Below are 26,452 nucleotides of genomic sequence, written 5' to 3'. Positions count from 1 at the left end.
TTACATTACCGCGAACTATGGTACGCGGAATTTGTGACCTGTATCCGGATCTTCTGGATCACGTACAAGCTTGCCGCTGCCGATACCACGCACATCTACAACGTTGTGTGTGTATGGGTTGAATACAAAACCATCTTTACCAGGAACTGGTGATGCGGTTGGATAGTTTGGCTTGGCGGTATTGTTGACTGGAGGAGCCGTCACTGGTGGCAGTGGATTACCCAACGGGCCAGCCAGCTGATCATTTGCTTGATCCTGCGGAGTTTGCAGAGTCTGCGTATTATCTGTGATTGTCTGTTGATTTGGGTCGTTTACACCCTGATCTACTGGCGCGCCGATTGGCTTGGTGCCCTCACGATAGTCACGAGGATATGGTGGGGTACATGCGGCGATCACGCTGCACGCCGCCACTGGCAAAAGCATTGATTTGACTGAAAAATTCATCTTGGGACCTATTATGTGATTGTCGCTGAATACAGCACACCGACAGCTTTCATGAGTTCCATGCTCAAGTCAAGCTAGTCTCAGAAATTCGTTCATATTTCTGTATATTTGATCTTTTCTTAACCAAACAAATCCAACTCAATGGGTTTATAATGGCAGCCGGACACGCGCGCAGATCTCACAAGTTTTGCCATCACAGCCACGCGCACTGCAGAATTCGCGACCGTAAAAAATGATCTGCAAGTGCAGTTTGTTCCACTTTTCCTCGGGAAATTGCCGTTTGAGGTCGCGCTCAACTTGCACCACATTTTTCCCTTCGGACAATTTCCACCGCTTGGCGAGCCGATGAATATGGGTATCTACAGGAAATGCGGGCACTCCAAATGCCTGCGCCATGACCACGGAAGCGGTTTTATGCCCCACCCCAGGCAGAGCCTCAAGGGCGGCAAAATCCTGTGGCACCTGACCGCCATGCTGCTCAACAAGTATCTTAGATAACTCAGAGATGGCTTTGGATTTGCGCGGCGACAGCCCACACGGGCGAATGATTTCTTTGATCGCCTCCACGTCAACGTTCTGCATTTCCTCTGGTGTGGATGCCAGCTGGAACAATGCCGGGGTGACAGTATTCACCCGCGCATCCGTACACTGAGCGGAAAGCAAAACCGCGATGAGCAAGGTGTATGGATCCTGGTGATCGAGAGGAATAGGTGTCTCCGGGTAGAGTTCCTCAAGTCGATGCAAAATAAAATCGGCACGTTCTTTCTTTTTCACAAAGCAAGAACGTGCCGATTATAAAAATTTGTCAATACTGCGTAGGCAGTTTCTTATTAGAATAAGCTGTCAGCTTATAGGCTGCGGCCATTGAGCGCTTTATTAGTCGGCTCATTTTGCGCGAGATGATGAAGGATACCATCATGCATCTTGCGGCAGTGTTTATATCCACGGCGGCCACGCAGGATGCGCTCGCTCTCTTCAAATGAACCCCACTCGAGAATCTTGATTTCCTCGTGCTTAGTGCCCCACTGATTCATGCGACCCATGCTAGGCTTGTAAATATCGATGGTATTGGTGCCAACTAGCGCTGAACCGTAGTCGTCTACGATGTACACATATGGTGAGCCTTTGATTTGAAATCTTGTCCCCAGCGGGTAAACTGACCAATCCGCCGCAGCACTGCGCTCGTTTTCGCCAAACTTCAGCTTACTTCCCGCGGCGCTCTTTTTGCCATAAGCAATGTGATCTGCCTCGTAATGAGAATAGGCCGTCATACGCACAAGACGCTTGTCGTGTTTGCCGGAGCTGTATGTTGGCATGCCATGTTTGTCTTTTGGTAGCACAGCGGCCTTAGAGAGAACCTTTGGGCTCACATCGGAACGACGAGTCATCTTGACGAGCTTAGCGTGCTCTTCATTGTCCAGGTCGAGAATTACCAACTGCTCACCGCAGCTTGTCATCACGCCCATGGCTAGTACTCCAAGTCCTTTGAAAATCGCTTTAGGAAAATTCATAATTAGTGTGTTACGGGGAGGCGAATTGTCGCAACCTGTTGAATGTAAACAAATAGCAACAAAACCTCACCCAAGTTCTACGTAATCCATAGCGACATGGCAACCCTTTTTTGGTGACCAATCACTTGCGAAATTTCAAACACCTGAGGTAACAGACACGTTTTGCTAGAGACAATTCTTTGCAAAAGTTTGTATTTTGAAATCGTACCAAACTGGTTCAGCTCTAGGGGAAAATAAATTTGCCCGAACTGTAACGGATCGACAAATATCCCGTCTACAAGTCGCGCAAATCGGCAAAATTGAGAGATAAATTTTGTATCATTTTACACATTATCTCGCCCGCTCACGGCAAAGTGATTTAACATGACCATGCAAAAAGTTTGATTTTAACGAGCAGACTACTTGACATTTACAGCTAAAAATGCATCTTGCGCCTGCGCTGCGACGGAAACGTAGTGAACCCAAGAAAAGATATGAAAAACGACATTCATCCACAATACAACAACGTAGCCTTCCAAGACATGACAACTGGAAAGCGCTTCATCACTCGCTCAACTGCAAAATCAGACAAAGTTGAAGAGATCGACGGTGTTGAGTACTACATCATCTCAGTTGGTGTAACATCTGATTCACACCCATTCTTCACTGGTCAGCGTACATTCGTTGATACAGCTGGTCGTATTGACAAGTTCCAGCAGCGTTTCGGTTCTGTACGTCGTGCAGGCAAGCCAAAGCTCAAAGCTTAATTGTCCGATCAAAAAAATTAATTTCCGAGAGCCCTTCCTTAACGAAGGGCTCTTTTATTTTCCCCTAGTTCCCCACTCCCCATGAAACGGCTCGTCAAGCGCCTCATCCTTCTATGCCTAGTCAGCGCAATCGCTTACTGTGGCTGGCAAGCATGGCACATTGACGCATTTGGCCACACTGACGACGGCACTTCAGCCGACTGTGCGATTGTTCTCGGCTCAGCCGCTTGGCACAACAAACCGTCACCAGTATTTATCGCCCGCCTTGACCACGCCATCGGGCTCTACCGCGACAAGCGGGTAAAAAAACTCATCCTCACTGGCGGCCGCGGCACCAATGCTCCATTTGCCGAATCTGAAGTGGCGCGCGACTACTGCCTAAAAGCCGGCATTCCAGCTGGCGACATCTTGATTGAAACCAAATCACGCACCACTCAGCAGAACCTTGAGCAAGCGAAAACGCTGATGGAGAAAAATGCTCTCAGAGACGCGCTCATAGTCAGCGACCCGTGGCACCTCAAGCGCGCCTGCCTGATGGCCAGCGACCTCAATATCCCCAACTCACAGTCCGCCACCACCAGCTCGCGCTACCAGTCGGCGGAAACCAAGGGCGATTTCATCTTTCGCGAGTTCTACCTGCTGCATCATTATTATTTAACGCGGGCATTTTAGCTCAACTGGCTGATTTAGCTGTCGCGAGACCTGTATTTGTGGTCAAATAGCTGCTTGTGACCCAGCGCGAAGCGATCATCTCTCTCAATATGTTGCCTGGCATCGGCCCAGTTCGCGTTCGCGCGCTCATGAGCCACTTTGGCAACGCCGCTAAAATCCTCAACTCATCAGCTAGCCAGCTCACCCAAGTGCAGGGCATTGGCCCACAACTCGGCAATCACATCGCCAGCTGGCAGGAGCAAATTGACCTCGAAAAAGAGCTCGAGGAAGCCGCACAGCGCGGCATTCAAATCATCACTCAGGATGACCCCAGCTACCCGCAACAGCTACTCTCCAGCCACGATCCACCGCTGGTTTTATATGTCTGGGGCGAGCTGAAGGAAATTCACCAGCACAGCATTGCCATCGTCGGCTCCAGGCGCACCACCATGTACGGCACCCAGCAGGCCAAAAAAATGGCCTTCCAGCTAGCTTCGGCAGGATTCACCATCGTCTCTGGACTAGCGCGCGGCATCGACACATCTGCCCACGAAGGCGCTGTAGCTGCTCAAGGACAAACCATCGCCATCATTGGCTCCGGCCTCGCCCAGCTTTACCCGCCGGAAAATATGGCGTTGGCAGAGAAAATTGCCCATGGCCACGGCGCGGTGATTTCAGAATTTCCGCTCCACACACCACCTAGCAAAAAATCATTCCCTATGCGCAACCGCATTGTCGCCAGCTGGGTTCAGGCACTCTTAGTCGCTGAATGTCCGAGCTGGTCGGGTGCGCGCATCACAGCCAATATGGCCAGCGACCTCGGCAAATCCATCTTTGCCATCCCAGGCCCCATCGATAGACCCAGCTCAGCTGGCTGCAACGAACTCATTCGCGAAGGCGCCACATTGGTCACCGACGGCCAAGATATCATCGATGACATGTCCATGCTACCCATCGACCTGAGCCGACTCAGCCAGCCAGCTGCAGCACAAGCAAGCGGCTCACAAAAAAATGCCGAAGCTAGCGATTCCGCAAGCTCAGCCCTCACCGCCACCATTGACGCGCTGAACGACGATGAAAAAAGCATCTACCAATGCCTGGCTGATGACGAACTCAGCATCGACCACCTCGTTGAAAAAACCCAGCTAAGCAGCTCACTGATTGCCAGCAGCTTGATCAAACTAGAAATCAAATCATTGATCAAAAAACTACCCGGCGGCCACTATCAAACAATCCGCTAATTCGACACCCATGTGAAAGTTAGCCAGCTAAAACCAATCACCACCATCATCTGCCAATCAGCTAACTTTGTCGAAAAAATGAAAAATTTTCTAGCAAAAATACATCCGCCTATAGGAAAGCCAAAAAATCGCCCACAATTACTCCACAACAAGCCTTTATTTGAAGACACGCTTGACCCAAAGATCAAGAAACGCTAATAAAAAAGGGCAGAGAGTCAAAAATATTTAGCATAAGTTTACAATTCTGGCACGGCGATTGCTAAACTAGATTCGACCAAATTACACTTACTGTGACATCATGAAAAAAATCGAAGCCATCATCAAACCATTTAAGCTTGAAGAAGTTAAGGAAGCCCTCGCAGAAGTGGGAGTACAGGGAATGACCGTTACCGAAGTCAAGGGTTTTGGGCGCCAGAAAGGCCATACCGAAATCTACCGCGGCAGCGAGTACACTGTAGACTTCCTTCCTAAAGTAAAAATCGAGATCATCATTGCCGACGAAGAAGCTGCTTCTGTAGCTGAGGCAGTTGTTAAGAGCGCCAACACAGGCAAAATCGGTGACGGTAAAGTATTCATCTCACCTGTTGAAGAAGCCATCCGCATCCGTACTGGCGAGACTGGTGACGATGCAGTTGCCGTCAACTAATACTTATTTCTCGCAAATAGATTTATGTGAACGCTCTCCAGCTAGCTGGAGGGCGTTTTTTATTTCCAGCTGGCAGTTACTTTTTTAACTCACACCAGCTGGAAAACCCCCTTAAATATCAAAAGCGATCACCATCTGGCGAACTACGGTATCAACCAGACCACGTAGATCATCGACGTCGGTAACAACATCACCAGCGCCGTAAAAACAAAATACGGTGCAGCGCGCGAGCTGACTACAATCGGCAACTCTGCCTGCGCATTCTTCACGCCAAAACGGCTCAATCCACTCGAATAGCTGAGATTGAAATCCTTCCAGCCAGTAACGCGACTCGTCGACAGCAAAGGTAAACTTACACGCCATGAGCTCCTGAACGTAAGGGCTTTGCATGCGGTGCTCAAATGACTTAATCACCCATTCATCGAGAATGGTGCGCAGGCCAACCTCCAACTCAGCCGGACAATCCAGCAAGCGAGCTGCCGTCCGATCGCGGATGCAATCGATGTACCAAGACAAGGAGGCTTTGAAGATATCCTCTTTGTTACGGAAAAGTAAATAAACGGCTGGCCTAGACATCTCTGCAGCTTCAGCCAAATCCGTCATTGTGGTTCGCTTGTAACCGTGACGGATGAAGACGTCTATCGCCGACTCCAATACCTTCTTTCGTTTGTCTTCCTGCTGCATGATTTCCTGCACCATGGCAAATATTTTTCACAATGCAAGAATTTGAACTGACAATTTGACAAATTTTGTCAGGGTGTAATATTGCGCGCGCCACACCATTGCAAGATCGCCAATAGGCACTAAATTAACTCAATCTTAGGATTGCCAACTAAATGAAATACACACCATTCAACTCAACAGCCCTATTGATCACTTGCGGGCTGAGCTTGAGCACACTGAGCTCTTGTAAAAAAGATTCCCCAGTCGTCAGGGATAATAAACCGCGACTGGTGAAAGCCTTTTCCCTAGATAGCCAAGGGCTTAGTAGACAAATTGAATTTGCTGGGCAAATCGAGCCGGTTTACGAGAGCCGCAAGGCATTTGAGGTACCAGGCCGCATCATCCGCACCCACGTGCGCGACGGTGAAACCATCACCAAAGGACAGCTACTTGCAGAGCTGGACCCACGTGACTACGAGGCCGATCTAGAATCCGCCACCGCGGTTTATGAGTCAGCCATCAGCGTGGTCAACCGCATCAAGACCATCAATGAACGCCAATCTGGCGCCATTTCTAAACAAGAACTCGAGCTGGCACAGCGAGATGTGCGCACCGCCACCGCCGCTATGCACCGCGCGCAAAAGGCGCTCGACGATACCAAGATGTACGCCGACTTTTCCGGCAAAGTAGCCAAAGTGCTCACTGATGACTTTGCCAACGTGGCAGCCAAGCAGGACGTCCTGATCATTCAGGATGACTCTGAGCTGGTGATTGCCATCGAGGTTCCTGAGTCCGCATTGATGATTCCTATTGAGGGAAATACCGCCGCTGAAAAGGTCAACAATAGCCAGCCGCGTATGGTCATGAGCAATCTGCCAGACTTGTCCATCCCGCTGGTATTCCGTGAAGCCAGCACCTCCCCAGATCCAGCCACCCGCACCTACACGATCAGGCTGCAATTCACTCCAGAAAATGGATCTCCAGTGAAATCAGGCATGACTGCCAAGGTGATCGCCAATATTCCACCAAGCAAACTGCTTAAAACAGCTGGATTCGGCGTGCCAAGCTCTGCGGTATTTTTCAATAACGACGGCGCAGCTAATGTATGGAAAATCACTGAGGACATGAAAGTCAGCTCAGTTACCGTCACATTGGGAGCCGCTGACAGCGGACTCATTGCCATTGAAGGCGACCTCAAACAAGGCGACCTGCTTGCCACCACCGGCACTGGATTTTTAACCGAAAATCAGTCGGTGAGAATTTGGCAAAACAAAACTGAGCTCAACACCCTGAAGCAATGAATATTGCCGATTTTTGCATCAAACGCAAAGTACTGACGCTGGTTCTCACCTTCGTCATGCTAATTGGCGGCTATGTCAGTTTTCAAGACATGAGCCGTCTGGAGGATCCAGAATTCACCATCAAGCAGGCGCTTGTCATCACCCCCTACCCTGGAGCCTCAGCTGGCGAAGTACAGGAGGAGGTCACTGACAGACTAGAAACAGCGCTGCAGCAGATGGCTCAGCTCAAAGAGATTGAAAGTAAATCTGAGCGCGGACTTTCCACCATCACGGTCCACATTAAAGACCAGTACAAACAAGACGACCTCAAACAGGTCTGGGATGAACTGCGCAATAAAGTCTCAGACGCGCAGTCACAGCTGCCCCCTGGAGCCGCTGGCTCCATTGTACAAGACGACTTTGGTGACGTTTACGGTGTCTACTTTGTTCTCTACGGTGATGATTATTCCTACGCCGAACTCAAAGAAGTCGCCGATATGCTGCGCAAGGAGCTTCTACTGGTTGATGATGTCGCCAAAATCGACATCCACGGTAACATTTCCGAAGCCATTTACATCGAGCCAAAATGGGCAGTGATGGCCAAGATTGGCCTCTCTACTGACCAGATCATTGCACGTCTTAGCCAGCAAAACCTCGTACGCAATTCTGGCCGCATTCAAGTCAACTCCGAGTACATTGCCATCGATCCTACTGGAGAGATCAGCAGCGTGGCTGATTTTGAAACGCTGACATTTTCCAGCAATGGTCGCCAGTTTCGACTGCGCGACATCGCCCACATCCGTCGTGGCTACGTCGACCCACCAAGTGAAATGGTGCGTTACAATGGCCACAGAGGGGTCGCCATCGGCATCTCTACGGTAACTGGCGGCAACGTCGTCCACATGGGCGAAGCGATTGACGAAAGACTCGATGAGCTACGTGCAGACATTCCACTGGGCATGGAGCTGGGAACGATTTCCCACCAAGCCTCCTCAGTAACCACGGCGATTTCAGGTTTCACCGAAAGTCTCATCCTCGCGCTGGTGATTGTAATTGCCGTGTTGATGTTATTCATGGGACTGCGCAGTGGACTCCTCATTGGTTTCATTCTGGTCCTCACCATCATGGGCAGCTTCATCGTGCTCGAGCCACTCGGCGTCGCCCTAGAACGTATTTCACTGGGCGCGCTCATCATTGCTCTGGGTATGCTGGTGGATAATGCCATCGTTGTTGTCGACGGCATCTTAGTGGGCATGAAACGTGGCCGCAGCGCCTATCAATCAGCTATTGATACCGTCAAACAATCCGCCACCCCACTGCTTGGCGCTACCGCTATTGCTATTTTCGCCTTCGCTGCGATCGGCACCACCGACAACAATGCGGGTGAATTCTGCCGCTCACTCTTCACCGTGATCTGCGTTTCACTTTCCCTCAGCTGGGTCACCGCGATCACCGTCACGCCGCTCTTGGCCGTCATGTTCTTTGGCAAAAAGAAAGAGGCTAAAGAAGGTGACAAAGAAGAAGCTGAGCCATTCAGCAATGGATTCTACAAACTCTACAAGGGATTGCTCAAACTTTGCATTCGCTTCAAATTTGTCACCGCTGGCCTCGCCTTTGCAGCCTTTGTGGTTGCCCTCATAGGCTTTGGCTCAGTCAAACAATCCTTCTTCCCGCCATCAACCAGACCTCAGTACATGGTGGACTTCTGGTTACCCCAAGGCACCCATATCAACGAGACCAGCAAGCAGGTCACTGAGGCCGAAAAATGGCTCATGGAGCAAGAAGGCGTCACCAACGTCAGCTCAGTGATTGGCCAAGGTGCGCTGCGCTTCATGCTCAGCTATGCGCCAGAAATGCCTAATACCTCCTACGCGCAGATCTTTGTCGACGTCGAGGATAGTGACTACATCACCGACCTCATCGAACGTGGCGATGCGCATTTCCTCGAGAAATTCCCCGATGCCCATGCCTTCGGCGTGCGCTTTGAGCTGGGACCTGGTGGCAAAGGAAAAATCCAAGCACAGTTTTCTGGCTCCGACCCTAACGTTCTCAGAGACCTCGCCCAACAAGCATCCGCGGTGTTTGAAGCGCACCCAAACAGCAAAGCCATCTACACAGACTGGCGCGAGCGAGTCAAACTACTGCGACCGCAACTGGCTGACGAACGCGCCATCTTGCTAGGCATTGATAAAAAAGAAATCGCCAGCGCTATCAAAGCTAGTTTCGAAGGCCAGCAAGTTGGCATCTACCGCGAGGGAGACCTGCTTCTGCCTATCGTCATCCAAGCTGAAGCTGATGATAGATCGCGCGCCAGCCAGCTAGAGCAAGTGCACATCTGGAGCCCAGTAGCTAACCAACGCATCCCGCTCAGCCAAGTCATCAGCGGCATGGAAATCGTCCACGACGATGAAATCATGATGCGCCTCGATCGCAAGCAGGTCATTACTGCATTCTGCGACCCGATTGACGGCACCGCTAACAGTCTACTGATGGAGCTCAAAGAAGACGTCGAAGCCATCCCGCTGCCGGACGGCTACACATTGAGCTGGCAAGGTGAATATAAAGATTCCAGAGAAGCTCAAGAGAGTCTCGCACAAGGTATCCCAATGTTCTTCCTGCTGATGATTTTGACCACCGTGGCGCTGTTCAACTCCGTGAGACAACCGCTTGTCATCTGGCTGTGTGTGCCGCTCTCATTGATTGGTGTGGCTGCTGGCCTGCTGATCTTCGACGAGCCATTCAGCTTCATGGCGATTCTTGGATTCCTCAGCCTATCAGGCATGTTGATCAAAAATGCCATCGTTATGCTAGACGAGCTCAATGCTCAGCTAGAAAAAGGATCTGACCGCTACGATGCCATCATCAATTCAGCTGCGAGCCGTCTCCTCCCAGTAGCCATGGCGGCATCTACCACAGCCCTCGGCATGCTGCCATTGTTCTTTGATAGCTTCTTTGCCTCCATGGCGGTAACTATCGTCTTTGGTCTGCTAGTAGCTACCGTCCTAACTACCGTACTGGTGCCAGTATTCTACGCAATTCTCTACCGCGTTAGAAGACCTCGCTAGATTGGACTGATAAAACTCTATAAACAAAAGCGCCCTATCCATGATCCATGGATAGGGCGCTTATTTTTTAAAGTGGATTACTCAACTACAGTGAGCGCGCTGAACTCTCTGACAGAAACCCATTTGCCAGTATATCCATAGGCCCCAACAATACTGAGGCGGATATAACGCACACTTTGCGGCTCCACAAGATCCAGGATAGGTGACGCCTCTTGGTTCCCAGAGCGATCTAAGATCAAGTTATAATCACCACCATCAGCGCTGCCCTCAACGGTATATTGATAGGCGCGATTGAGATAGGCATCAAACTCAAATCCAGCTAGCTGGTATGCTTGACCAAGGTCGAGCTCAACTACTGGATAGCGCATCTCAATGGACCAGCGGTTATCATCATCACCAGAGATGCCATCAATCATCTTAGTCACAGGATTGCCATCCTGCTCGCCTGAGAAAGATAGAATGCTAGCTGATATAGTAACATTGCCATCGAGCGGCGCAGTTGTTGCCGCAACGACTAGCGAATCGCTAGAACCCCCAGCGTTAACCGCTGAAATGCGGAACTCATAGGCTGTTGACGCGTCCAAGCCACCAATCTCTAACGCTGTCGAATCTGCCTCGATCGTAGCCAGCTCACTCCAGCTGCCAGCTGGTTCACGATACTCAACGAGATAAGAAGATTCATTATCAGCTAGATCATTCCAGCTGAGCGCGATAGATGCATTTGAAACCACCGTGGCAGCTAGCTCGCTAGGAGCAACTGGCGCAAATGGCACACTTTCCTCAATCTCGCTCAGGTATTCACCCTGGATGATAGAAAATCCATGCACTGAAGTTTCCCAAGCAACACGCAAACGGTCACTACCGTTGCCTTCTTTGTGAAGTGCCTCAATATAATAAGACTGTCCAGCTTCGAGGTAAATGTAAGCTGATTTCTGGCTAGCAAACTTAGTCCACTGGTTATTTTTCGTCCAGCCATTGAGATAGGCGATGAGCTCCGCATTCGCAGGATCTTCATCTGTACTCAACCACAACTGAGCATGATCGTCTGCTACCATAGAGAATTGGTAGTAACCACTAACTGGTGGAACAAGGTGACCATAAACTCGCTGACCATAATAATCAGAGATATTACTTGGCGCTTCAAACTTAGTCAGCGCGGTCATTTCGTCAGGTTCATTTGGATAGGCATCCAAGCTAGTTAGATCCGCAACTGAGCTACCTTGCACATCATGCCAAACATCACGGGCAATTTTCCCCTGACCAGAGCCAGCTGGAAACGCCTGCTTGTTAGCAACAGCCAACTCAATGTCTGTGGTGACAACGTTGCCGTATGGGTCAGAAATTTTCACGCTCACTGCAATCAACTCAGGCGCGCCCAACAGCGACAGATCAACAATGCGAATTTCACCCGAATTTGGGTCAATTGCCACCGCACCATTGAGGTCGTTGATCAGCTCAAACTGGTAATCTACCCCAGCCGTTCCACCAACTACAGTCACCGTACCTACTACATCACCGGAGTTTCCTGATAGGTCCAAGCTGCCAGATGCTAGAGAACCACCACTAGGAGGCGCAACATCAGGAGCCAACACTTCAATGGTGAAGCTGGACACGTTTTCACTGCCCATATTATCAATCACAGACAGACTAACTAAGTACTCACCTGGCTGGCTGAATGACTGAGCTGGATTAGCAGCCGAAAGCGTACGCCCATCGCCAAGGTTCCATGAATAAGAGGAAATTTCGCCATCACTATCGTAGCTCCCTGCTGATGAGAACTGAATGGTCTCCCCTACTACGGCCTCATACTTGTCTGCTGAGGCCACCGCGATTGGTTTGTTATTTAGGCTAGCAATGCCAATGGCACTTTCTGGGTTCCCTGCATAGAGCAGGTAGGTTTTACCGTCAACATCTGTGAACACGTTAGGGTCACGCAAAGCATTGACGTTAGTCTCAGCGCCATTCTTCGAATAAGCAGCTGTGAGGTCAGATCCCTCCCAACTAAATTCAGGATAGAGAACACGCTCATGCACCCAAGCGTCGTCGGTGACATCTGTCGTCCAGCTATCATAATCACCACTGCTCATGTCCATAGTGGTTTTGTAAATGCTCTCTGGCTTCTCGCCGCGGCAGGTATAATAGACTTCCAAAGTCGTGCCGTCATTCAGCAAACGCGTCGCAAAATGTCGTGGAGCTCCAGTACGCGGCGCGTTTTGGTTGTACACGCCCTTGTTGCCATTAAATCCAGCATAACCACGTTCTGCAGTTAGTCCGTTAGCTGCATAGTTGGCCATTAGGTTTTCCCAGATAGGATTACCGCCACCAGAAACTACACCGTCGTTACTAGCAGTTGTTGTTGAGCTATTCCCAGCCCATTTGATGTGGCTCCATGCGGACTCCCAAGGGGTACTATCAGTGCTAGGCCCTTTCCAAATCGGACCGTAGTTGGTAAATGCATACCAATTGTTATTGTGTTGGAAGGTCCTATAATACGCATTACCCAATGGCTGCATCTTCACACCATGACCAGCCTCACCACTAACTGCTGAGCTCTTTACTTCGTCACCGCCATTGAAATTCAAACCTGTCGCTGAAGTAGCCACATGCGTCACTTGCACACCGGTATCAAACCATGAATCACCATTTACCTGACTATTAGTGGATTTCCCAGTATGGAAAAACATCAAAAACTGTTGATTTTCATCATCAACGATGACGTCAGGACTACTGATATGATTGTTACTAATCTGCTTCCCATTGGTGAATACAATAGATGAACCTCCGAGGTCTAGCACACCATCACCGTCAGCTTCATCATTGATGCCCACGTTATAAAGCGTATAGGGACCAGTCACCTCCGCTGCCCACGCCATGCGAATATAGCTACCGCTGTGGTCACCAAAATATAGGTAATATTTTGCGCTAGGATCCGGACGATCAGCCAATGGAAGCCAATCTGGAACACGAACCAAACTTGGCCCGTTAATGCTGTGACCATCATCAGAGGCATCGACGACATCAAATGTAGCCTGACTAATAATAGGCTGATTACCATTCAATCGCACCACCTCGGTAGGACTATCTCCAACTTTATACGCCTGAGCGTGAATTATTCCGGGGCTTATGAGCACGCCAGCGCATACACTGGCCCAGCTAATTGACGGCATGCCTATGCCTTTCGTTATTTTATTCATTAAGTGTGTGTTAATTGTGTGTTTAACTATCTAGCCATTAAAAAATTTCACCTCAATCATAAAGACATACAACCAATTGTTTAATCGAGTAAGCCGAGAAAATTTCCCAACAATTTATAGATTAGCTCGTTCTATCAAACTACACGCACGTCCCCTTGATGAGATATTGAGTGAAAAAAATCGCCCCGCTAGCAAACAACTAACGAGGCGACCTTCAGAGAAGTAACTGCTACTACTTACTCGTCGTCGTATTTCATTTCCACACGGATGAAAAGTTTGTCGTAATCTCCAACTGGAATCACTAACTCATTGCTAGGAGGTACTGGCGCAATATCCCCTCTATAGAGATCCCAATTCTCTAAGTCACTAGACTGATAGATAGAGTAGAGTACACCAGCTTCTGTTGGCCAAGAAATGGTCAGATTACCGTTCTCAGATTTACTTAGATCGATCTCGTAATTAGGTGGAACTTCAATCGGAGCACGCTCCACATTGACATTCACCGTGACGGTATCTTCGCCTCCATTAGAATCACTCGCTTTTACTTCAAAACTATCTGAACCATAAAAACCTGTATTCGGAGTATAGCGCACTGTCTTTGTTGTTCCTGTACCAGAAACTAGGCTTGAGTTACCATTGCTAGCTGACGACACAATGCTCCATGAGATGGCGTCACCATCAGCATCCGTTGCATGCAATTTTAGGCTGAAGGCAGTTGGGTTAGAGTCTTGGCTCATATTGACGGTAACAGAATCACCTTCTGTAATCACCGGAGCTGAATTAGACGCCGCGGTAACCACTACTTGCACGGTATCAACAGCAGAGGTGCTACCTAAATTATCCGTCACTACCAGTTCGACATTGTATGTTCCTGGTGCAGAGAAACTACGACTCCTATTTTTACCGCTAGCAGTCCTGCCATCATCTAGATCCCAGTTATAGTTAGTTAGGCTCCCATCAGTATCGTAAGAAGCATTAGCACTAAAGCTGATTGATTCACCCACTTCGGCAGTTTGCACACTAGCAGAAGCTATCGCCACAGGTTTATTGTTGATACTAGCAATGCCAATCGCACTTTCTGGATTACCACTATAAAGCAGGTAACTTTTGCCATCAGTATCGGTAAAGACATACGGGTCGCGCAGCGCATTGACATCGGTCTCTGCTCCATTAAGCGAATATGCAGGGGTGAGATCAGAACCCTCCCAGCTATACTCAGGGTACAAGATTCTTTCATGTACCCATGCATCCCCTGTCACATCAGTCGTCCAGCTATCATAGTCACCTGAACTCATGTCCATGGTGGTTTTGTAAATACTCTCTGGCATCTCACCACGGCAGGTATAATAAACTTCTAAAGTCGTGCCGTCATTGAGCAAGCGAGTGGCAAAGTGACGCGGCGCACCTGTTCGAGGAGCATTCTGGTTAGCAAAACCTTTGTTACCATTGAAACCAGCGTAACCACGTTCATCAGTCAGCCCGTTAGCAGCGTAGTTAGCCATCAAGTTATCCCAAATAGGATTGCCGCCACCAGTCAACTCACCATTACCGCTAGATGAAGTCGTTGCATTATTTCCCGCCCAAGCCACATGGTCCCATAACACATCCCAAGGATCAGAATCAGTACTAGGTCCTTTCCAAATTGGTCCGTAGTTAGTGAATGCGTACCAGTTATTGTTATGCTTAAAGCTGCGGAAGTAGGCATTACCTATCAATTTTGGCTGAGTGGTAAAATTCAACCCGTCGGTCGACACCGCACAAACGGTTTGCTGATTCCCTGTATCAAACCACGAATCCGTGCTGTCTGTCGCACTAAAGTTAGACTTCTTCTTAATATGAAAAAACATAATAATGCGCCCATCTTCCACCATCACATCAGGGGAAGAAATATGGTCACTATTAATGGTATTCGAGGCATTCTTAAATACAGTATTCACCGCAGACAAACCTAACACACCGTCATTATCTGCGTTGTAAAGTGTGTACGGGCCCGTGATGTCGGCAGCCCATGCCAAGCGAATGTAGCTACCACTATGGTCACCAAAATACAGGTAATACTTAGCTGATGGATCTAACCTATCCTCTTCCGCAATCCAATCTGGGATGCGAATCATGCTCGGCCCATTAATGCTGTGGCCATCATCACTTGTCACATCTTTAAAATTTTCTGCACTAATAATCGGCTGACCATCGTTCAGTCGCACCACCTCTGTTTCAAAAGCGTCAATCGAATGCGTTCCTTGTGCATAGAGCGCTGGCGATGCCAGACCTACCCCCATCGACAATGCGAACAAACCTGCTCCTCTCTTATTTAGCATTGTGAAATTCATATTGAGATAAATTTTGATAAATGAAAATCACCAGAGCAAACATAATCGACTTACCCCAAATCTATAAGGGTCAAATCGCATGACACAAATAGGACGCTAAATGCGTTGAGTTTGTCGACTTAATCCAATAAACACGGTGTAAAAAAAATTGTCTTTCCTGATAGATCGCTGTTTCAATAATGAACCAGACGAGCAAGAAATGCAGATTTTGCCCACATCCAACGCCAAAACTGGGTCAAATCAGCCACAAAACTAACAGCCCAAAAGGCCAAAAAAATCGCCCTGAGCTGCGCGGCTCAGAGCGGAATGAATTATCGGAGAGTACACCCCAATTGGCTAGGGCATGCTCGCCTCCACGCGGATGAAAACTTTATCCTCATCTTGTAGGTCAAACTCTATCTGGTTCACAGGCACCGTTGGCTCAATATCCTCAGCCACCAGCTGCCAATTTAACAAGTCAGTCGATTTATAAATGGCATAAAATCTATCGTGTATGCTTGGCCAGCTGACGGTTACCTTCTTACCGTCGTCAATCTGTGACTGTACAAAAAACACCGCGCTAGAAGCCTTAGCCTGCATACCTAAAATATACTCATCTTCGTTAGTATAACCATTGCCGTTATTATCCAGCTGACCATCCGCAGCGTTAAGGTCTGAGCCATTTGCCAACTCCCAGCTATCAGGCATGATATCTCCATCACTATGCTGCACTGAGCTGTTGACCGTCACATTGACCACAAGCGAGTTTTCTCCACCAAGGTCATCTATCACTGTGAGCATAACAGGATACACACCAGCCAGCTGGAACGCATGGGTGTGGGCAATACGCTGTGAAGGCCGACTTGCATCCGCAAAATCCCATTGATAGCTGACAATAGAGCCATCGGTATCGTAGGACTCGCTAGCATCAAAATAGACCAATTCTCCGCCCTCCACTTCTAACGAGCTGATAGTTGCCACAGCAACCGGTTTGTTATTTAAGCTCGCAATGCCAATGCCCTCTTCCGGCCCAGCTGAGTATAACAGGTAAGTTTTACCGTCGACGTCAGTGAACACATCGGGGTCGCGAATAGCGCGCTTGTTAGCTTCACCACCATTTTTGGAATACGCCAGCGAGCGTATCGCCCCCTCCCATTCCTCTTCTGGAAAAAGAACGCGCTCGTGCACCCAGCTATCGCCAGTGACATCAGTCGTCCAGCTGGTGTAATCACCAGTGCTCATGTCCATCGTCGTTTTATAAACGCTTTCAGGTTTTTCACCGCGGCAGGTATAATAAACCTCAAGAGTCACGCCATCATTGAGCTGGCGCGTGGCAAAGTGGCGCGGAGCTCCGGTACGTGGCGCATTCTGATTATAAAGCCCGCTATCCCCACTAAATCCAGCGTAACCGCGCTCGGTCGTTAGTCCGTTGATTAGATAATTGTTATAAAGGTTCATCCACACAGGGTTTCCTCCGCCAGTCACTTGCGCATCGGCAGTGCTGCCAGTTGTACCTGAATTGATCGCCCATTTTTCATGCTCCCAGGCTGCTGACCAAATCCCTTCAGCTGGCGCCTTCCATATTGGCCCGTAGTTAGTGAATGCATGATAGTGGCCATTAGGGTCTGTGAAAACACGCATGTAGGCATTTGCTAGACGCTGCGCCTTGATTCCGTGCCCAGGCTCGCCATCACCATAGGTGTCCGACTCCACATCATCGCCACCATTGAAATTCAGCCCCGTGCGCGATGTCGCCACCCAGCTAGTTTGTCCACCAGTATTAAAATAGTTATTGCCTAACGCCGATTCATCACCAGTACTCGAATTGACATGAAAAAATAACAACAACTGCTCGTTTTCCTCATCCACGATCACATCAGGACTAGCGCAATCGCTAGCCTTCAGCTGGTTATCATCAACTAAGTCAATGTTGCTATTAACGTCCAGCACACCGTAACCAGGATAACCATCATCATCGCCAGCTTCATTATTAAATAATGTATAGGGGCCCTCAATGTTAGCCGCCCAAGCCATGCGTATGCTACGACCATAGTGACCGGCGAAATACAGATAATACTCGGCTGTTGGATCCGCCTTCTCATCATCAGCCAGCCAGCTCGGCACACGAATCAAGCTAGGTCCATTGATGTTATAGCCACCCACATGTTTCCCTGCATCAGTATTGTCAACTTCTAACCCAGCAGCCGTAAAGGTAGCTCGCGAGATGATAGGCTGCCCATTATTCAGCCGCACTACCTCAGTTTCGAAATCACCAATTTTATAACTAGCCTGTGACCATGCTGATGGCGATAAACACACTAATCCCAAAACCAATATGATTGATTTTTTCGAAACTATTTCAATATCCCAAAACCGCATAAACAGTCGCATGATCATGATTCTGCGCTGGTCGCGCAACTCTAACTCCCCAGCTAATCCTGCTACTTGTTTGATTTCAAACACTAGCAAATCACTGCAGGCGGCTTACTTAGTAGACTCACGTGCAAATCTATCACACATTATCCATCCTACAAATAAGGGCAAAAAAAATGGACGCCTGCAAAATATGCAGACGCCCAAAGGTAAATTTATAACAAAAACTTATTTTCCGCTACCTAACCACTTATATGTCACGCCAGCTAGAATTGCACCGATCACTGGAGCCACCCAGAACATCCATACTTGAGCCAGCGGCTGGCCACCCACAAACAATGCCTGTGATAGACTGCGAGCTGGGTTTACTGAAGTATTTGTCACCGGAATGCTGATCAAGTGGATCAAGGTGAGCCCGAGGCCAATAGCAATAGGCGCCAGCCCAGCTGGAGCACGCTCGTCAGTAGCACCCAAAATGATAATCAGGAACATAAAGGTCATCACCACCTCAGTAATGAAGGCAGAGGTTAAATTATAACCATGTGGAGAAAAGTCGCCGTAACCATTAGAAGCAAAGGCACCTGCTGATTTTGGATCGATGGCAAATCCGTCTTGGCCAGAGCAGATCAGATAGAGCACACCCGCACCGGCAATACCACCGAGCACCTGTGACACGATGTATGGCAACAGGTCTTTAGCTGGGAATCGACCACCAATTAACAAACCAACGGAAACCGCTGGATTTAGGTGACAGCCAGAAATGTGACCAATCGCAAAGGCCATTGTTAGCACGGTGAGACCGAAGGCAAAAGCCACGCCCATATAACCAATGCCAAGTTCAGGAATTCCTGCGGCAAGCATGGCGCTTCCGCACCCCCCAAGCACCAACCAAAAGGTGCCAATAAATTCTGCAGCGAGTTTTTTCATAGATGTTTGTATATTGTTCGTGATTCCAGCTATACGTTTGCTAGAGATAACATTATCTAATGACAAAAATATTTAAAATCAAGACATGATTCTTCTTCACAGCGAGGAGATAAGCGTGCATCTTGCGCGGCATGTCTTGGACAGAATATAATCAATCAATCATTCGCTACCCAGAATTGGGTTTCTCCATCGACACTTCTCTCATGGATATCCCTGCGGATTACGCAGCTGGGCTCGAACTAGACAAAGCATTTGCAGGTATCAAAGCCATCGAAAAAGGTGACATCTGCAACCCAGACGAAGGCCGCATGGTTGGCCACTACTGGCTGCGCAATGCAGAGCTGGCACCTACTGCTGAGCTCAAGGCCGACATCACAGGCCCACTCGCAGACCTCAAAGCCTTCGCAGCTAAAGTGCTCGCTGGTGAGATCGTCGCAGAAAATGGTGAGAAGTTCGAAAACCTGCTTGTTATCGGCATCGGTGGTTCCGCTCTCGGACCTCAGCTGGTCTACGATGCACTCGGTGCAAAATCACCACTGAAGACATTCTTCTTCGACAATACAGACCCAGCTGGCATCGATACTACCGTTGCTAAAATCGGCTGTGGACTCAGCAAAACTCTATCACTTGTTGTTTCTAAGTCTGGCGGTACTGCTGAGACTCGCAACGCCATGCTCGAAGCCAAAGCCGCCTATGAGGCAGCTGGCTGCGACTTCGGCAAGCACACCGTAGCTATCACTGGCATCGGCTCTAAGCTCGACGACTACTCCAAGGCAAATGGCTTCATCGCCATGTTCCCAATGGATGACTGGGTCGGCGGTCGTACTTCTGTGATGTCTACTGTTGGTCTTGTACCAGCTGCGCTTCAGGGCATCGACATCGACGAATTCCTTCAAGGTGCTGCCGACATGGACGCACTCACTCGCGTAGACGACTTCGCTAAAAACGCCGGCATCCAGCTGGCTGCAGCATGGCACCACGCTGGCAACGGCAAAGGTGAAAAGGACATGGTTGTTCTGCCATACAAAGATTCACTCGTTCTCTTCTCCAAGTACCTCCAACAGCTTGTTATGGAGTCACTCGGTAAAGAGCTCGACCTCGACGGCAACGTTGTCCATCAGGGCATCGCCGTATACGGTAACAAAGGATCCACTGACCAACACGCCTACGTTCAGCAGCTGCGTGACGGTGTGCACAACTTCTTTGTCACCTTCATCGAAGTACGCGAAGGCCGCGACGGTCAGAGCATCAAAGTAGAAGACGACTTCACATCAGCTGATTACCTGCAAGGCTTCCTCCGCGGAACTCGTAAAGCACTCTATCAGTCAGATCGCAAGTCTATCACCATCTCTATCGACAAGGTGACACCACGCAGCCTCGGCGCCCTCATCGCTCTCTTCGAGCGTGCGGTTTCTTACTACGCGCTACTGGTAAACATCAACGCCTATCACCAGCCAGGTGTAGAAGCAGGTAAAAAAGCAGCCGGTGATTTCCTCACTCTGCTCAACAAAGTACGCGAATCTCTCAGCGCAGACGCACAGTCAGCTGAGCAAATCGCAGCTACTCTGGGCGACGACATCGAAGACGTCTACCACTGCCTCAGCCACCTCGCTGCTAACGGACAAGCCAAACTCAACGCCGGAGCTACTCCAGCTGAAGACAGCTTCGCCGTCTAATTCATCTAGCTATCTGGAAATTTCTCACCGCGAGAACCTCCAGCTAGCCCACTCTAGCAGAGCACCTAACGCGCCCAGCTAGATCATCCACAAAAAAGCCAGCTGGTCCACCCAGCTGGCTTTTTCTATTCCTGCCATTTCAACACCTGAACGGCTCACTATCATGCTGCTGCGCTGAAAGCGCCAAAGAACAAAGCCCGGGGCTTCAGCCCCGGGATAATGCCACCAACCATACGCCTGCTGAAAGTAGGCTAGAAAGTGGCGTGCACCATCACGGAAAATAAGCTAGTACATCTAACTACGGCCATAGAAAAACCAACATGACATCCTACCCAAGCATCGAACAAATCTGCCGCCAACCTTGGCTGTCTGGGCGCATCCAGCTCAATGAAGATGCAACTTCCATCCAGCTAGCAAAAAAGACCAACATTCTCGCCCTGATGATATGGTGCCTGATCATTACCGCTGGCATCATTTACGTCATCCTTAAATACACTAACGAAACCCACCTCGCAGTCGCGGCAGCAACGATTTTGACCATCATCTCAGCCACCTTTCTGACTCTATCAATTTCCTCCAACCGCCAACCCAGCATCTTGGTGTTCGATAAAAACCTCCAACAACTTTCATCCCCTCAGCATCAGCAGCTAGATATAGAACTCTCTCAGCTAGAAATCCATCTCATCCCAGCCTGGGTTAGCCGTCATCTCAAAAACAACAGACAGTTCTGCCAAATACTCGCCCTCTACAACATCGAAACCAAACGAGAGATCCCAATATTTTGTGAACCCTCACTCACCCTCAAGACCAAAGCAGAGCAATTTGCAAAACGATTAGACATCCCCTATCAGCTGCAAGAAAAACGCACCATTCTCGCCTATCAGACCTAGCACCCTCACGTCATCTAGCTAGCAAACATGCAGCCAAAACCTCACCTCATACTCAGCCCACATGAGATGTATAAATAAGCAGACCCTTAAGAGCATTTATCACACGATCCGGCCAATGGCTGCACTTCGCAGCGGAGAAAAACGTCCCATTCCCCCAGCCGTGTATTTTGTCATTGCAGCTATATTCAGCCTATTAGCTGGCTTGATCATCGGATACGAAATCTGGATACTAACTGGCTATTCACCAGACAACTCAGGCGGATCTATCATCTTGATTGCAGGCTCACTCACCATGAGCCTGCTCTCAGCTATCCTCTATCTTTTCTGGCCAAAGAAGCCCGTATTATTCGGCCTGAACACCTACACATTGATCACGATCATATTGTTAGTTCGATCTATATCCATAAACATCTAGCCGGCTAATAAAAAACTGATCTTCAATGCGTTAGCACATTTGCCGCCACTAGCTAATCGAATCTAGCTAAGCAATATCTATAAAGTCGATCACATCGCCGGCGCTAGAAATGACCATCTTCCCCACCTCAAAGGCGGCATCAAAAGATAGCTGCTCAAAAAAATCACCAAGTACATCAACGGCGCCCTCAAGGCCAGAGTCCAAGCTAGACGACCGCTTACTAACACTCTCAGCCATCAACTTATCTAGCTCACCGGCGTCCACCCACAATGATTGAGAATCACAACAGTAGTCCAGCTCAACACCTTTATATTTGAAAAGGATCATGGGTTTTCCAGTGGCTGGCGAGAGCGCCTTGAGATCCTCACTTGCAGGAACCCGCAATCGTTGCTCCGGCTTGATGCGCAGGGCACAAAGCTGTGGGCTCGAGGATTGATTCAAAGCAATAAAACACCCTTGGCAGACTGGACAAAAATGAGCAGCATAATGCGCTGCTTGATGCAATTTCAGCTCAGCTCCATCACGCGGACACGGGTATTTTGGTTTCATAAATAAAAACTAACAAACATCAACTCAGCTGGCTAGAATTTCCAGCCAGCTGGTAGAAATTTATTTCTCAACGTTTTTAATGATAGGGATACCGTTTTCTCCAGATGGGATGTACACGGTGGTATGGTTAGGCGAATCCGCCATCTTCAACTGGGCATTGATAGCCTCGTGTTGCAGGTAATTCACGGTGAGCGTCGAGTTGATGATGCGCTGGGCTTCAGCTATCCCCTTGGCTTCTTCAATGCGAATCTCGGCATCACGTTTGGCAATTTCGCGCTGAGTTTCTTTTTCGTCTAGCAGCTGTTTTGCAGCTAACTTTTTCTCTACCGCTTGCGTGACCACCTTAGGGTAATCAATATTGCCCACCGCACCAGAGACGACGATGAATGGTGTATCCGCTAGATACTGCTCGAGCTCGGTCATCACCGACTTGGCAATATCAGCGCGCTTCTCTTTGACCTGACGGCTCTCCAGCGTCTGCACATGGCGACGCACCATAGCGCGCAGCGGCTCTTTGATGTAGCGTGGATAAAACTCCGCACCGGCGTAATCCTCGACTACACCTTGGATAGAGCCAGGCTTCACCTTGATAATCGTCTGGAAGCGGAATGAAATATTCAGCTCATCTTTCGCTAGGATGTGGAAGGTCTCCGCATAGGTCTGCGGGCGAAAATCAACATTTTCCACCTCATTGCGCCAGAATGAAACGCCATAGTTAGCGGGCCCTTTGAGCGCGCCGCGGAATCCACCCTTGCCCCACACACGTGGGTTTTCTTTCACATAACCTTCATGGCCAGCTGGTGTAGATGGATTGGTAAATCCAACAAACAGGAAACAAAATCCCATAAAAACAACAATAATAACAGGTACAATACTTTTCATTTTTCTATCGTTTGTGACCAACCGCCAGCTAGAGATTCCAGCTGGGCGACTGTGCCCAAAATCTATCAATAACACCAATTTCTGGCTATTACATTTACAGCTGATGATTACACCCGTTCGTTCTCCAGCGAGCTCATTGAAAATCAACCACTAACAATGACAGCTGGGATTTCTAATTATCCAACAACATTTAAGAATTATGAGTGAAGAGGTTGGAAACGAAGCGATTTCGTGCCATTATTAAACTGTTATGCCAAATGTCTTTCCACCAGAAAACCTTCACGCTGTCATGGATATGGGCTCTAACTCACTTCGCCTTGTAATCTACGACGGCTCAGATCACGGCTACCAAGCGCTCTATAACCACAAGCTATCTTGTAAATTTGCCCAAGATGTCTCAGCTACGGGAGCCGTCGGACCAACCGCCCTCAAACGAGCCCGCGCTATGATGGTAAAATTCCGCCAACTATTAGATAACTTCCCCGTCCAGCGGCTAGACATTCTAGCCACAGCGGCTACCAGAGACGCCTCTAATCAAAGTGAAATTGTCGCCATGACGGAGGAAATTATGCAATCCAAAGTGCGTATCCTTAGCGGTGAAGAAGAAGCCTTCTATTCCGCCCATTCCGTACTTTCTATTAACCCTGAAGCGAATGGACTGATTGCCGACCTTGGTGGCGGTAGTTTGGAAATAGCTAGATTAGAACACGGCACCGTCACCCATACAGCAAGCGCGCCACTTGGTTACCTCATGCTGCTAGGCAAATCAGATCCACGCAGCGCGCTGAAAAGCTACATCGACTCGCTAGACTGGGTAGATGAACACGAAAACGCTTATCTCATCGGCGGCACTTGGCGATCTATTGGTCAGCTGATGGCTAAACACAGCGGCTATCCATTTGTCCTTAATCGCTCGCTACGACTTAATACCAAAGCCCTGCTGCCCTTTCTCGAGCGCATCATCGACGGAGACCCGCAGATTGAAGACACCCTAACGACCTCGCAAGCAAAACGTTGGGATGTGCTGCCAACGGCAGCTATCGCCGCCCAAGAATTGCTAGCTCACGTCGACGCAGAAAAAGCTATCGTCCTGCGCCGCGGACTACGTGAAGGTTGGGTCTATCATTCACGGCTAGAAGCCTAACTCCCCCACTTACCACCTTGCCAAAATAAGCGTCGCTACTCGGCGACGCTCAATAGCTGGCTTCGCTCAGCTAGCTCTTCTGCAGTCAATGTGAAGGCCGCCGACCACTGGCTCACGCCCTCGTCGCGCTCGACATCCAGCTCAGGGTGTAACTTTTTAACCTCTTCCAGGCTAAGCACAAAGAGTCGAAAATGGCAGACCAAGTCTTCGCTCTTGGTCACCGTATTTTTGCTATAGGCCATGCGGCCTATCACTTCAACTTCCGAGCTTCTCCAGCTAGATTCTAGAAAATGATAATCAATAATTTCCTCGCTAACATAGCCAGCTTTGAGTCGCCAGCTATCACGAAATTGCTCTTCTTTAGACTCACTAGCTACCTGGTAGCCATTATAAAATGACAATGGCGCCTCAATGACGTCCCAATGAACCTGCTCACCGTTCGTCCATTTGATTTGATCGTAAATAAACTGATCGTGCTCCTCTTTGTTATTCTCGCGTACATATCGTAATACAGCGACTTGCCCGCTTTGCGGCGTGATAGATAGACGTTTTTTTTGAATGCCAAGATCTTCAGGTGATAGATAGGGATAGCTTTCGCTAGATGCGTTTGTTTTTTTTAGTCTGCCAGACTCAGCTATGCTAGCTGGTTTCTCTTCACATGCTGATAGAAAAACGGCTATTAGGATAAAGTGTTTATGCATGACAAATATCTACTGACTAACAAATTTAATACAACCAAAAACAACATCTATCAACCTGCCAATAAACACCTTAAAAATCCATTTCCAGCTGAGCTTGTGGTGTCTGGTCGGCAAACTTCACACTCAGGCCGATGAGCCGCACCGACTTGCCATTACCGCGGCTGAGCGCTTCCCCCAGCAACTCCTTGGCTAGCTGATAGTCAACCGACCGGCTAACTCGTTCACTGGTCGTTTGAGTAAAATCTTCGAACTTCAACTTCACAACCAGTGATTTCACCTCGCGCTCGGCGAGTTTATTTTTCCAGCTGGCCTCAACTTCATCCGCTAGCTTTTTCAGCTCTAACTCTAGCTCATTGAAATGACGGCGATTTTCAGAAAACGTCGTTTCCTTACCTAATGACTTACGCACGCGATGAGGACTCACTTTACGCTGATCAATCCCGCGGCACAAATCGTAGAGTTCATTGCCCCAACGACCAAATTGCTGAGCCAGCTGGATACGAGAAAACTTCTGCAGGTCAGCGCAGGTTTTGATATTTTGCTGATCTAGCCGTTGCTGCATCTTGCGCCCCACTCCCCAGATCTTTCCTACTGGCAGCTGGCGCATAAATTCATCCAGCTGGTCAGTGGTGACTTCATATTGACCATTAGGTTTGTTCAGATCACTGGCAATTTTTGCGACTAACTTATTTGGTCCAATGCCAGCTGAGGCATGCAAGCTCGTCTCTTCAAATATCTGAGCGCGTATTTCTCTAGCAATCGCACTGCCGTCGCTCTCCCAATGTGATAGGTCGAGGTAGGCCTCATCTAATGACAATGGTTCAATCAACTCAGTAAAGCGCGCAAAGATAGATTTAATCTGCGCGGAAACCGAGCGATAGAGAGAAAACCTAACTGGCAATAGCACCAGCTGCGGGCACTTTTGCATCGCCTTAAATATAGGCATCGCGCTGTGACAACCAAACTTACGCGCCTCGTAGTTAGCCGTACACAGCACCCCACGACGGCTGCCGCCCCCGACACCCACAGGCTTGCCAACAAGCTGCGGATTCTCACGCTCCTCAATGGCAGCGTAAAAACAATCCATATCAATATGGATGATCTTTCGGGTAGCAGACAAACTAGTAATTTTCAATCAATCGGCT

Annotated in this window: 23 protein-coding genes; 11 read left to right on the top strand and 12 right to left on the bottom strand. The window is 48.9% G+C overall.

The window, feature by feature from the left end; all coding sequences use genetic code 11:
* Positions 1-15 precede the first annotated feature (15 nt).
* From JIN82_RS09285 to JIN82_RS09275, 3 genes are all read right to left on the bottom strand, one after another.
* Entirely contained in the window at positions 16-444 is a 429-nt protein-coding gene (locus JIN82_RS09285; RefSeq protein ID WP_200311350.1) for a hypothetical protein, read from the bottom strand.
* A 147-nt stretch (positions 445-591) separates the two neighbouring features.
* Positions 592-1,218: an endonuclease III gene (gene nth, locus JIN82_RS09280; RefSeq protein WP_200311349.1), complete on the bottom strand. Its 627-nt coding sequence runs from the start codon at positions 1,216-1,218 to the stop codon at positions 592-594.
* A gap of 74 nt (positions 1,219-1,292) precedes the next feature.
* Positions 1,293-1,955 carry a 3D domain-containing protein gene (locus tag JIN82_RS09275; protein ID WP_234041888.1) on the bottom strand — a complete coding sequence of 221 codons (663 nt, stop codon included), beginning with the start codon at positions 1,953-1,955 and terminating at the stop codon, positions 1,293-1,295.
* A 473-nt stretch (positions 1,956-2,428) separates the two neighbouring features.
* Here JIN82_RS09275 and JIN82_RS09270 point away from each other — a divergent pair, with 473 nt between their 5' ends.
* The 5 genes from JIN82_RS09270 (at position 2,429) to JIN82_RS09255 (ending at position 5,239) form a co-directional block, all read left to right on the top strand.
* Positions 2,429-2,701 (top strand): type B 50S ribosomal protein L31, encoded by a 273-nt coding sequence (locus JIN82_RS09270; protein WP_200311348.1) that lies wholly within the window; start codon positions 2,429-2,431, stop codon positions 2,699-2,701.
* Positions 2,702-2,782: 81 nt separating this feature from the next.
* Complete coding sequence (locus JIN82_RS09265) at positions 2,783-3,373, top strand: YdcF family protein (protein ID WP_200311347.1); 591 nt, start codon at positions 2,783-2,785, stop codon at positions 3,371-3,373.
* A 56-nt stretch (positions 3,374-3,429) separates the two neighbouring features.
* Positions 3,430-4,593: a DNA-processing protein DprA gene (gene dprA, locus JIN82_RS09260; protein WP_200311346.1), complete on the top strand. Its 1,164-nt coding sequence runs from the start codon at positions 3,430-3,432 to the stop codon at positions 4,591-4,593.
* A 12-nt stretch (positions 4,594-4,605) separates the two neighbouring features.
* A complete protein-coding gene (locus JIN82_RS17210) occupies positions 4,606-4,791 on the top strand; it encodes a hypothetical protein (RefSeq protein ID WP_234041887.1) in 186 nt (61 codons plus the stop codon).
* Positions 4,792-4,891: 100 nt separating this feature from the next.
* Positions 4,892-5,239 carry a P-II family nitrogen regulator gene (locus tag JIN82_RS09255; RefSeq protein WP_200311345.1) on the top strand — a complete coding sequence of 116 codons (348 nt, stop codon included), beginning with the start codon at positions 4,892-4,894 and terminating at the stop codon, positions 5,237-5,239.
* A 111-nt stretch (positions 5,240-5,350) separates the two neighbouring features.
* Here JIN82_RS09255 and JIN82_RS09250 read toward each other — a convergent pair whose 3' ends face one another.
* A complete protein-coding gene (locus tag JIN82_RS09250; RefSeq protein ID WP_200311344.1) occupies positions 5,351-5,938 on the bottom strand; it encodes a TetR/AcrR family transcriptional regulator in 588 nt (195 codons plus the stop codon).
* A 137-nt stretch (positions 5,939-6,075) separates the two neighbouring features.
* On the opposite strand from JIN82_RS09250, the gene JIN82_RS09245 reads away from it, so the two are divergent.
* Positions 6,076-7,203 (top strand): efflux RND transporter periplasmic adaptor subunit, encoded by a 1,128-nt coding sequence (locus JIN82_RS09245; RefSeq protein WP_200311343.1) that lies wholly within the window; start codon positions 6,076-6,078, stop codon positions 7,201-7,203.
* A complete protein-coding gene (locus JIN82_RS09240; RefSeq protein WP_200311342.1) occupies positions 7,200-10,247 on the top strand; it encodes an efflux RND transporter permease subunit in 3,048 nt (1,015 codons plus the stop codon). Before JIN82_RS09245 ends, JIN82_RS09240 begins: the two co-directional genes overlap by 4 nt.
* A gap of 77 nt (positions 10,248-10,324) precedes the next feature.
* Here the strand turns inward: JIN82_RS09240 and JIN82_RS09235 are convergent, their stop codons facing one another.
* The 4 genes from JIN82_RS09235 to aqpZ form a co-directional block, all read right to left on the bottom strand.
* Entirely contained in the window at positions 10,325-13,441 is a 3,117-nt protein-coding gene (locus JIN82_RS09235) for a PKD domain-containing protein (protein WP_200311341.1), read from the bottom strand.
* Positions 13,442-13,677: 236 nt separating this feature from the next.
* Positions 13,678-15,759 (bottom strand): PKD domain-containing protein, encoded by a 2,082-nt coding sequence (locus JIN82_RS09230; protein WP_234041886.1) that lies wholly within the window; start codon positions 15,757-15,759, stop codon positions 13,678-13,680.
* 348 nt (positions 15,760-16,107) lie between these two features.
* A complete protein-coding gene (locus JIN82_RS09225; protein ID WP_325099486.1) occupies positions 16,108-18,003 on the bottom strand; it encodes a PKD domain-containing protein in 1,896 nt (631 codons plus the stop codon).
* 348 nt (positions 18,004-18,351) lie between these two features.
* Entirely contained in the window at positions 18,352-19,050 is a 699-nt protein-coding gene (gene aqpZ, locus JIN82_RS09220; RefSeq protein ID WP_200311338.1) for an aquaporin Z, read from the bottom strand.
* Between the two features lie 131 nt (positions 19,051-19,181).
* Between aqpZ and JIN82_RS09215 the strand changes: the two genes are divergently transcribed.
* The 3 genes from JIN82_RS09215 (at position 19,182) to JIN82_RS09205 (ending at position 22,031) form a co-directional block, all read left to right on the top strand.
* On the top strand, positions 19,182-20,726 hold the full coding sequence (locus tag JIN82_RS09215; protein ID WP_200311337.1) for a glucose-6-phosphate isomerase: 1,545 nt from the start codon (positions 19,182-19,184) through the stop codon (positions 20,724-20,726).
* A 320-nt stretch (positions 20,727-21,046) separates the two neighbouring features.
* Entirely contained in the window at positions 21,047-21,616 is a 570-nt protein-coding gene (locus JIN82_RS09210; protein ID WP_200311336.1) for a hypothetical protein, read from the top strand.
* A 61-nt stretch (positions 21,617-21,677) separates the two neighbouring features.
* A complete protein-coding gene (locus tag JIN82_RS09205) occupies positions 21,678-22,031 on the top strand; it encodes a hypothetical protein (protein ID WP_234041885.1) in 354 nt (117 codons plus the stop codon).
* A 66-nt stretch (positions 22,032-22,097) separates the two neighbouring features.
* Here JIN82_RS09205 and JIN82_RS09200 read toward each other — a convergent pair whose 3' ends face one another.
* Both JIN82_RS09200 and JIN82_RS09195 read right to left on the bottom strand, forming a co-directional pair.
* A complete protein-coding gene (locus JIN82_RS09200; protein ID WP_200311334.1) occupies positions 22,098-22,580 on the bottom strand; it encodes a TFIIB-type zinc ribbon-containing protein in 483 nt (160 codons plus the stop codon).
* Positions 22,581-22,640: 60 nt separating this feature from the next.
* Positions 22,641-23,462, bottom strand: a complete 822-nt coding sequence (locus JIN82_RS09195) for an SPFH domain-containing protein (RefSeq protein ID WP_200311333.1) — start codon at positions 23,460-23,462, stop codon at positions 22,641-22,643.
* A gap of 250 nt (positions 23,463-23,712) precedes the next feature.
* Here JIN82_RS09195 and JIN82_RS09190 point away from each other — a divergent pair, with 250 nt between their 5' ends.
* Positions 23,713-24,606, top strand: coding sequence for a Ppx/GppA phosphatase family protein (locus tag JIN82_RS09190; RefSeq protein WP_200311332.1), 894 nt, complete (start codon positions 23,713-23,715; stop codon positions 24,604-24,606).
* A gap of 35 nt (positions 24,607-24,641) precedes the next feature.
* Here the strand turns inward: JIN82_RS09190 and JIN82_RS09185 are convergent, their stop codons facing one another.
* Positions 24,642-25,307, bottom strand: a complete 666-nt coding sequence (locus tag JIN82_RS09185; protein WP_200311331.1) for a hypothetical protein — start codon at positions 25,305-25,307, stop codon at positions 24,642-24,644.
* A gap of 70 nt (positions 25,308-25,377) precedes the next feature.
* Positions 25,378-26,427, bottom strand: coding sequence for a DNA polymerase IV (gene dinB / locus JIN82_RS09180; protein WP_267906520.1), 1,050 nt, complete (start codon positions 26,425-26,427; stop codon positions 25,378-25,380).
* Positions 26,428-26,452 lie beyond the last annotated feature (25 nt).

The sequence above is a fragment of the Persicirhabdus sediminis genome (genome assembly GCF_016595495.1).
In the GTDB taxonomy this organism is placed as follows: Bacteria; Verrucomicrobiota; Verrucomicrobiia; order Verrucomicrobiales; family Akkermansiaceae; genus Persicirhabdus; species Persicirhabdus sediminis.
The sequence above is the reverse complement of the archived record's forward strand: the minus strand, read 5'-3'. Positions and strand labels throughout refer to the sequence as shown.

Coding starts and splice junctions, on each gene's coding strand:
- JIN82_RS09285 (WP_200311350.1), bottom strand. CDS start 444: ATGAATTTTTCAGTCAAATCAATGCTTTTGCCAGTGGCGGCGTGCAGC.
- JIN82_RS09275 (WP_234041888.1), bottom strand. CDS start 1,955: ATGAATTTTCCTAAAGCGATTTTCAAAGGACTTGGAGTACTAGCCATG.
- JIN82_RS09270 (WP_200311348.1), top strand. CDS start 2,429: ATGAAAAACGACATTCATCCACAATACAACAACGTAGCCTTCCAAGAC.
- JIN82_RS09265 (WP_200311347.1), top strand. CDS start 2,783: ATGAAACGGCTCGTCAAGCGCCTCATCCTTCTATGCCTAGTCAGCGCA.
- JIN82_RS09255 (WP_200311345.1), top strand. CDS start 4,892: ATGAAAAAAATCGAAGCCATCATCAAACCATTTAAGCTTGAAGAAGTT.
- JIN82_RS09250 (WP_200311344.1), bottom strand. CDS start 5,938: ATGGTGCAGGAAATCATGCAGCAGGAAGACAAACGAAAGAAGGTATTG.
- JIN82_RS09245 (WP_200311343.1), top strand. CDS start 6,076: ATGAAATACACACCATTCAACTCAACAGCCCTATTGATCACTTGCGGG.
- JIN82_RS09240 (WP_200311342.1), top strand. CDS start 7,200: ATGAATATTGCCGATTTTTGCATCAAACGCAAAGTACTGACGCTGGTT.
- JIN82_RS09235 (WP_200311341.1), bottom strand. CDS start 13,441: ATGAATAAAATAACGAAAGGCATAGGCATGCCGTCAATTAGCTGGGCC.
- JIN82_RS09230 (WP_234041886.1), bottom strand. CDS start 15,759: ATGCTAAATAAGAGAGGAGCAGGTTTGTTCGCATTGTCGATGGGGGTA.
- aqpZ (WP_200311338.1), bottom strand. CDS start 19,050: ATGAAAAAACTCGCTGCAGAATTTATTGGCACCTTTTGGTTGGTGCTT.
- JIN82_RS09215 (WP_200311337.1), top strand. CDS start 19,182: ATGTCTTGGACAGAATATAATCAATCAATCATTCGCTACCCAGAATTG.
- JIN82_RS09210 (WP_200311336.1), top strand. CDS start 21,047: ATGACATCCTACCCAAGCATCGAACAAATCTGCCGCCAACCTTGGCTG.
- JIN82_RS09205 (WP_234041885.1), top strand. CDS start 21,678: ATGAGATGTATAAATAAGCAGACCCTTAAGAGCATTTATCACACGATC.
- JIN82_RS09200 (WP_200311334.1), bottom strand. CDS start 22,580: ATGAAACCAAAATACCCGTGTCCGCGTGATGGAGCTGAGCTGAAATTG.
- JIN82_RS09195 (WP_200311333.1), bottom strand. CDS start 23,462: ATGAAAAGTATTGTACCTGTTATTATTGTTGTTTTTATGGGATTTTGT.
- JIN82_RS09190 (WP_200311332.1), top strand. CDS start 23,713: ATGCCAAATGTCTTTCCACCAGAAAACCTTCACGCTGTCATGGATATG.
- JIN82_RS09185 (WP_200311331.1), bottom strand. CDS start 25,307: ATGCATAAACACTTTATCCTAATAGCCGTTTTTCTATCAGCATGTGAA.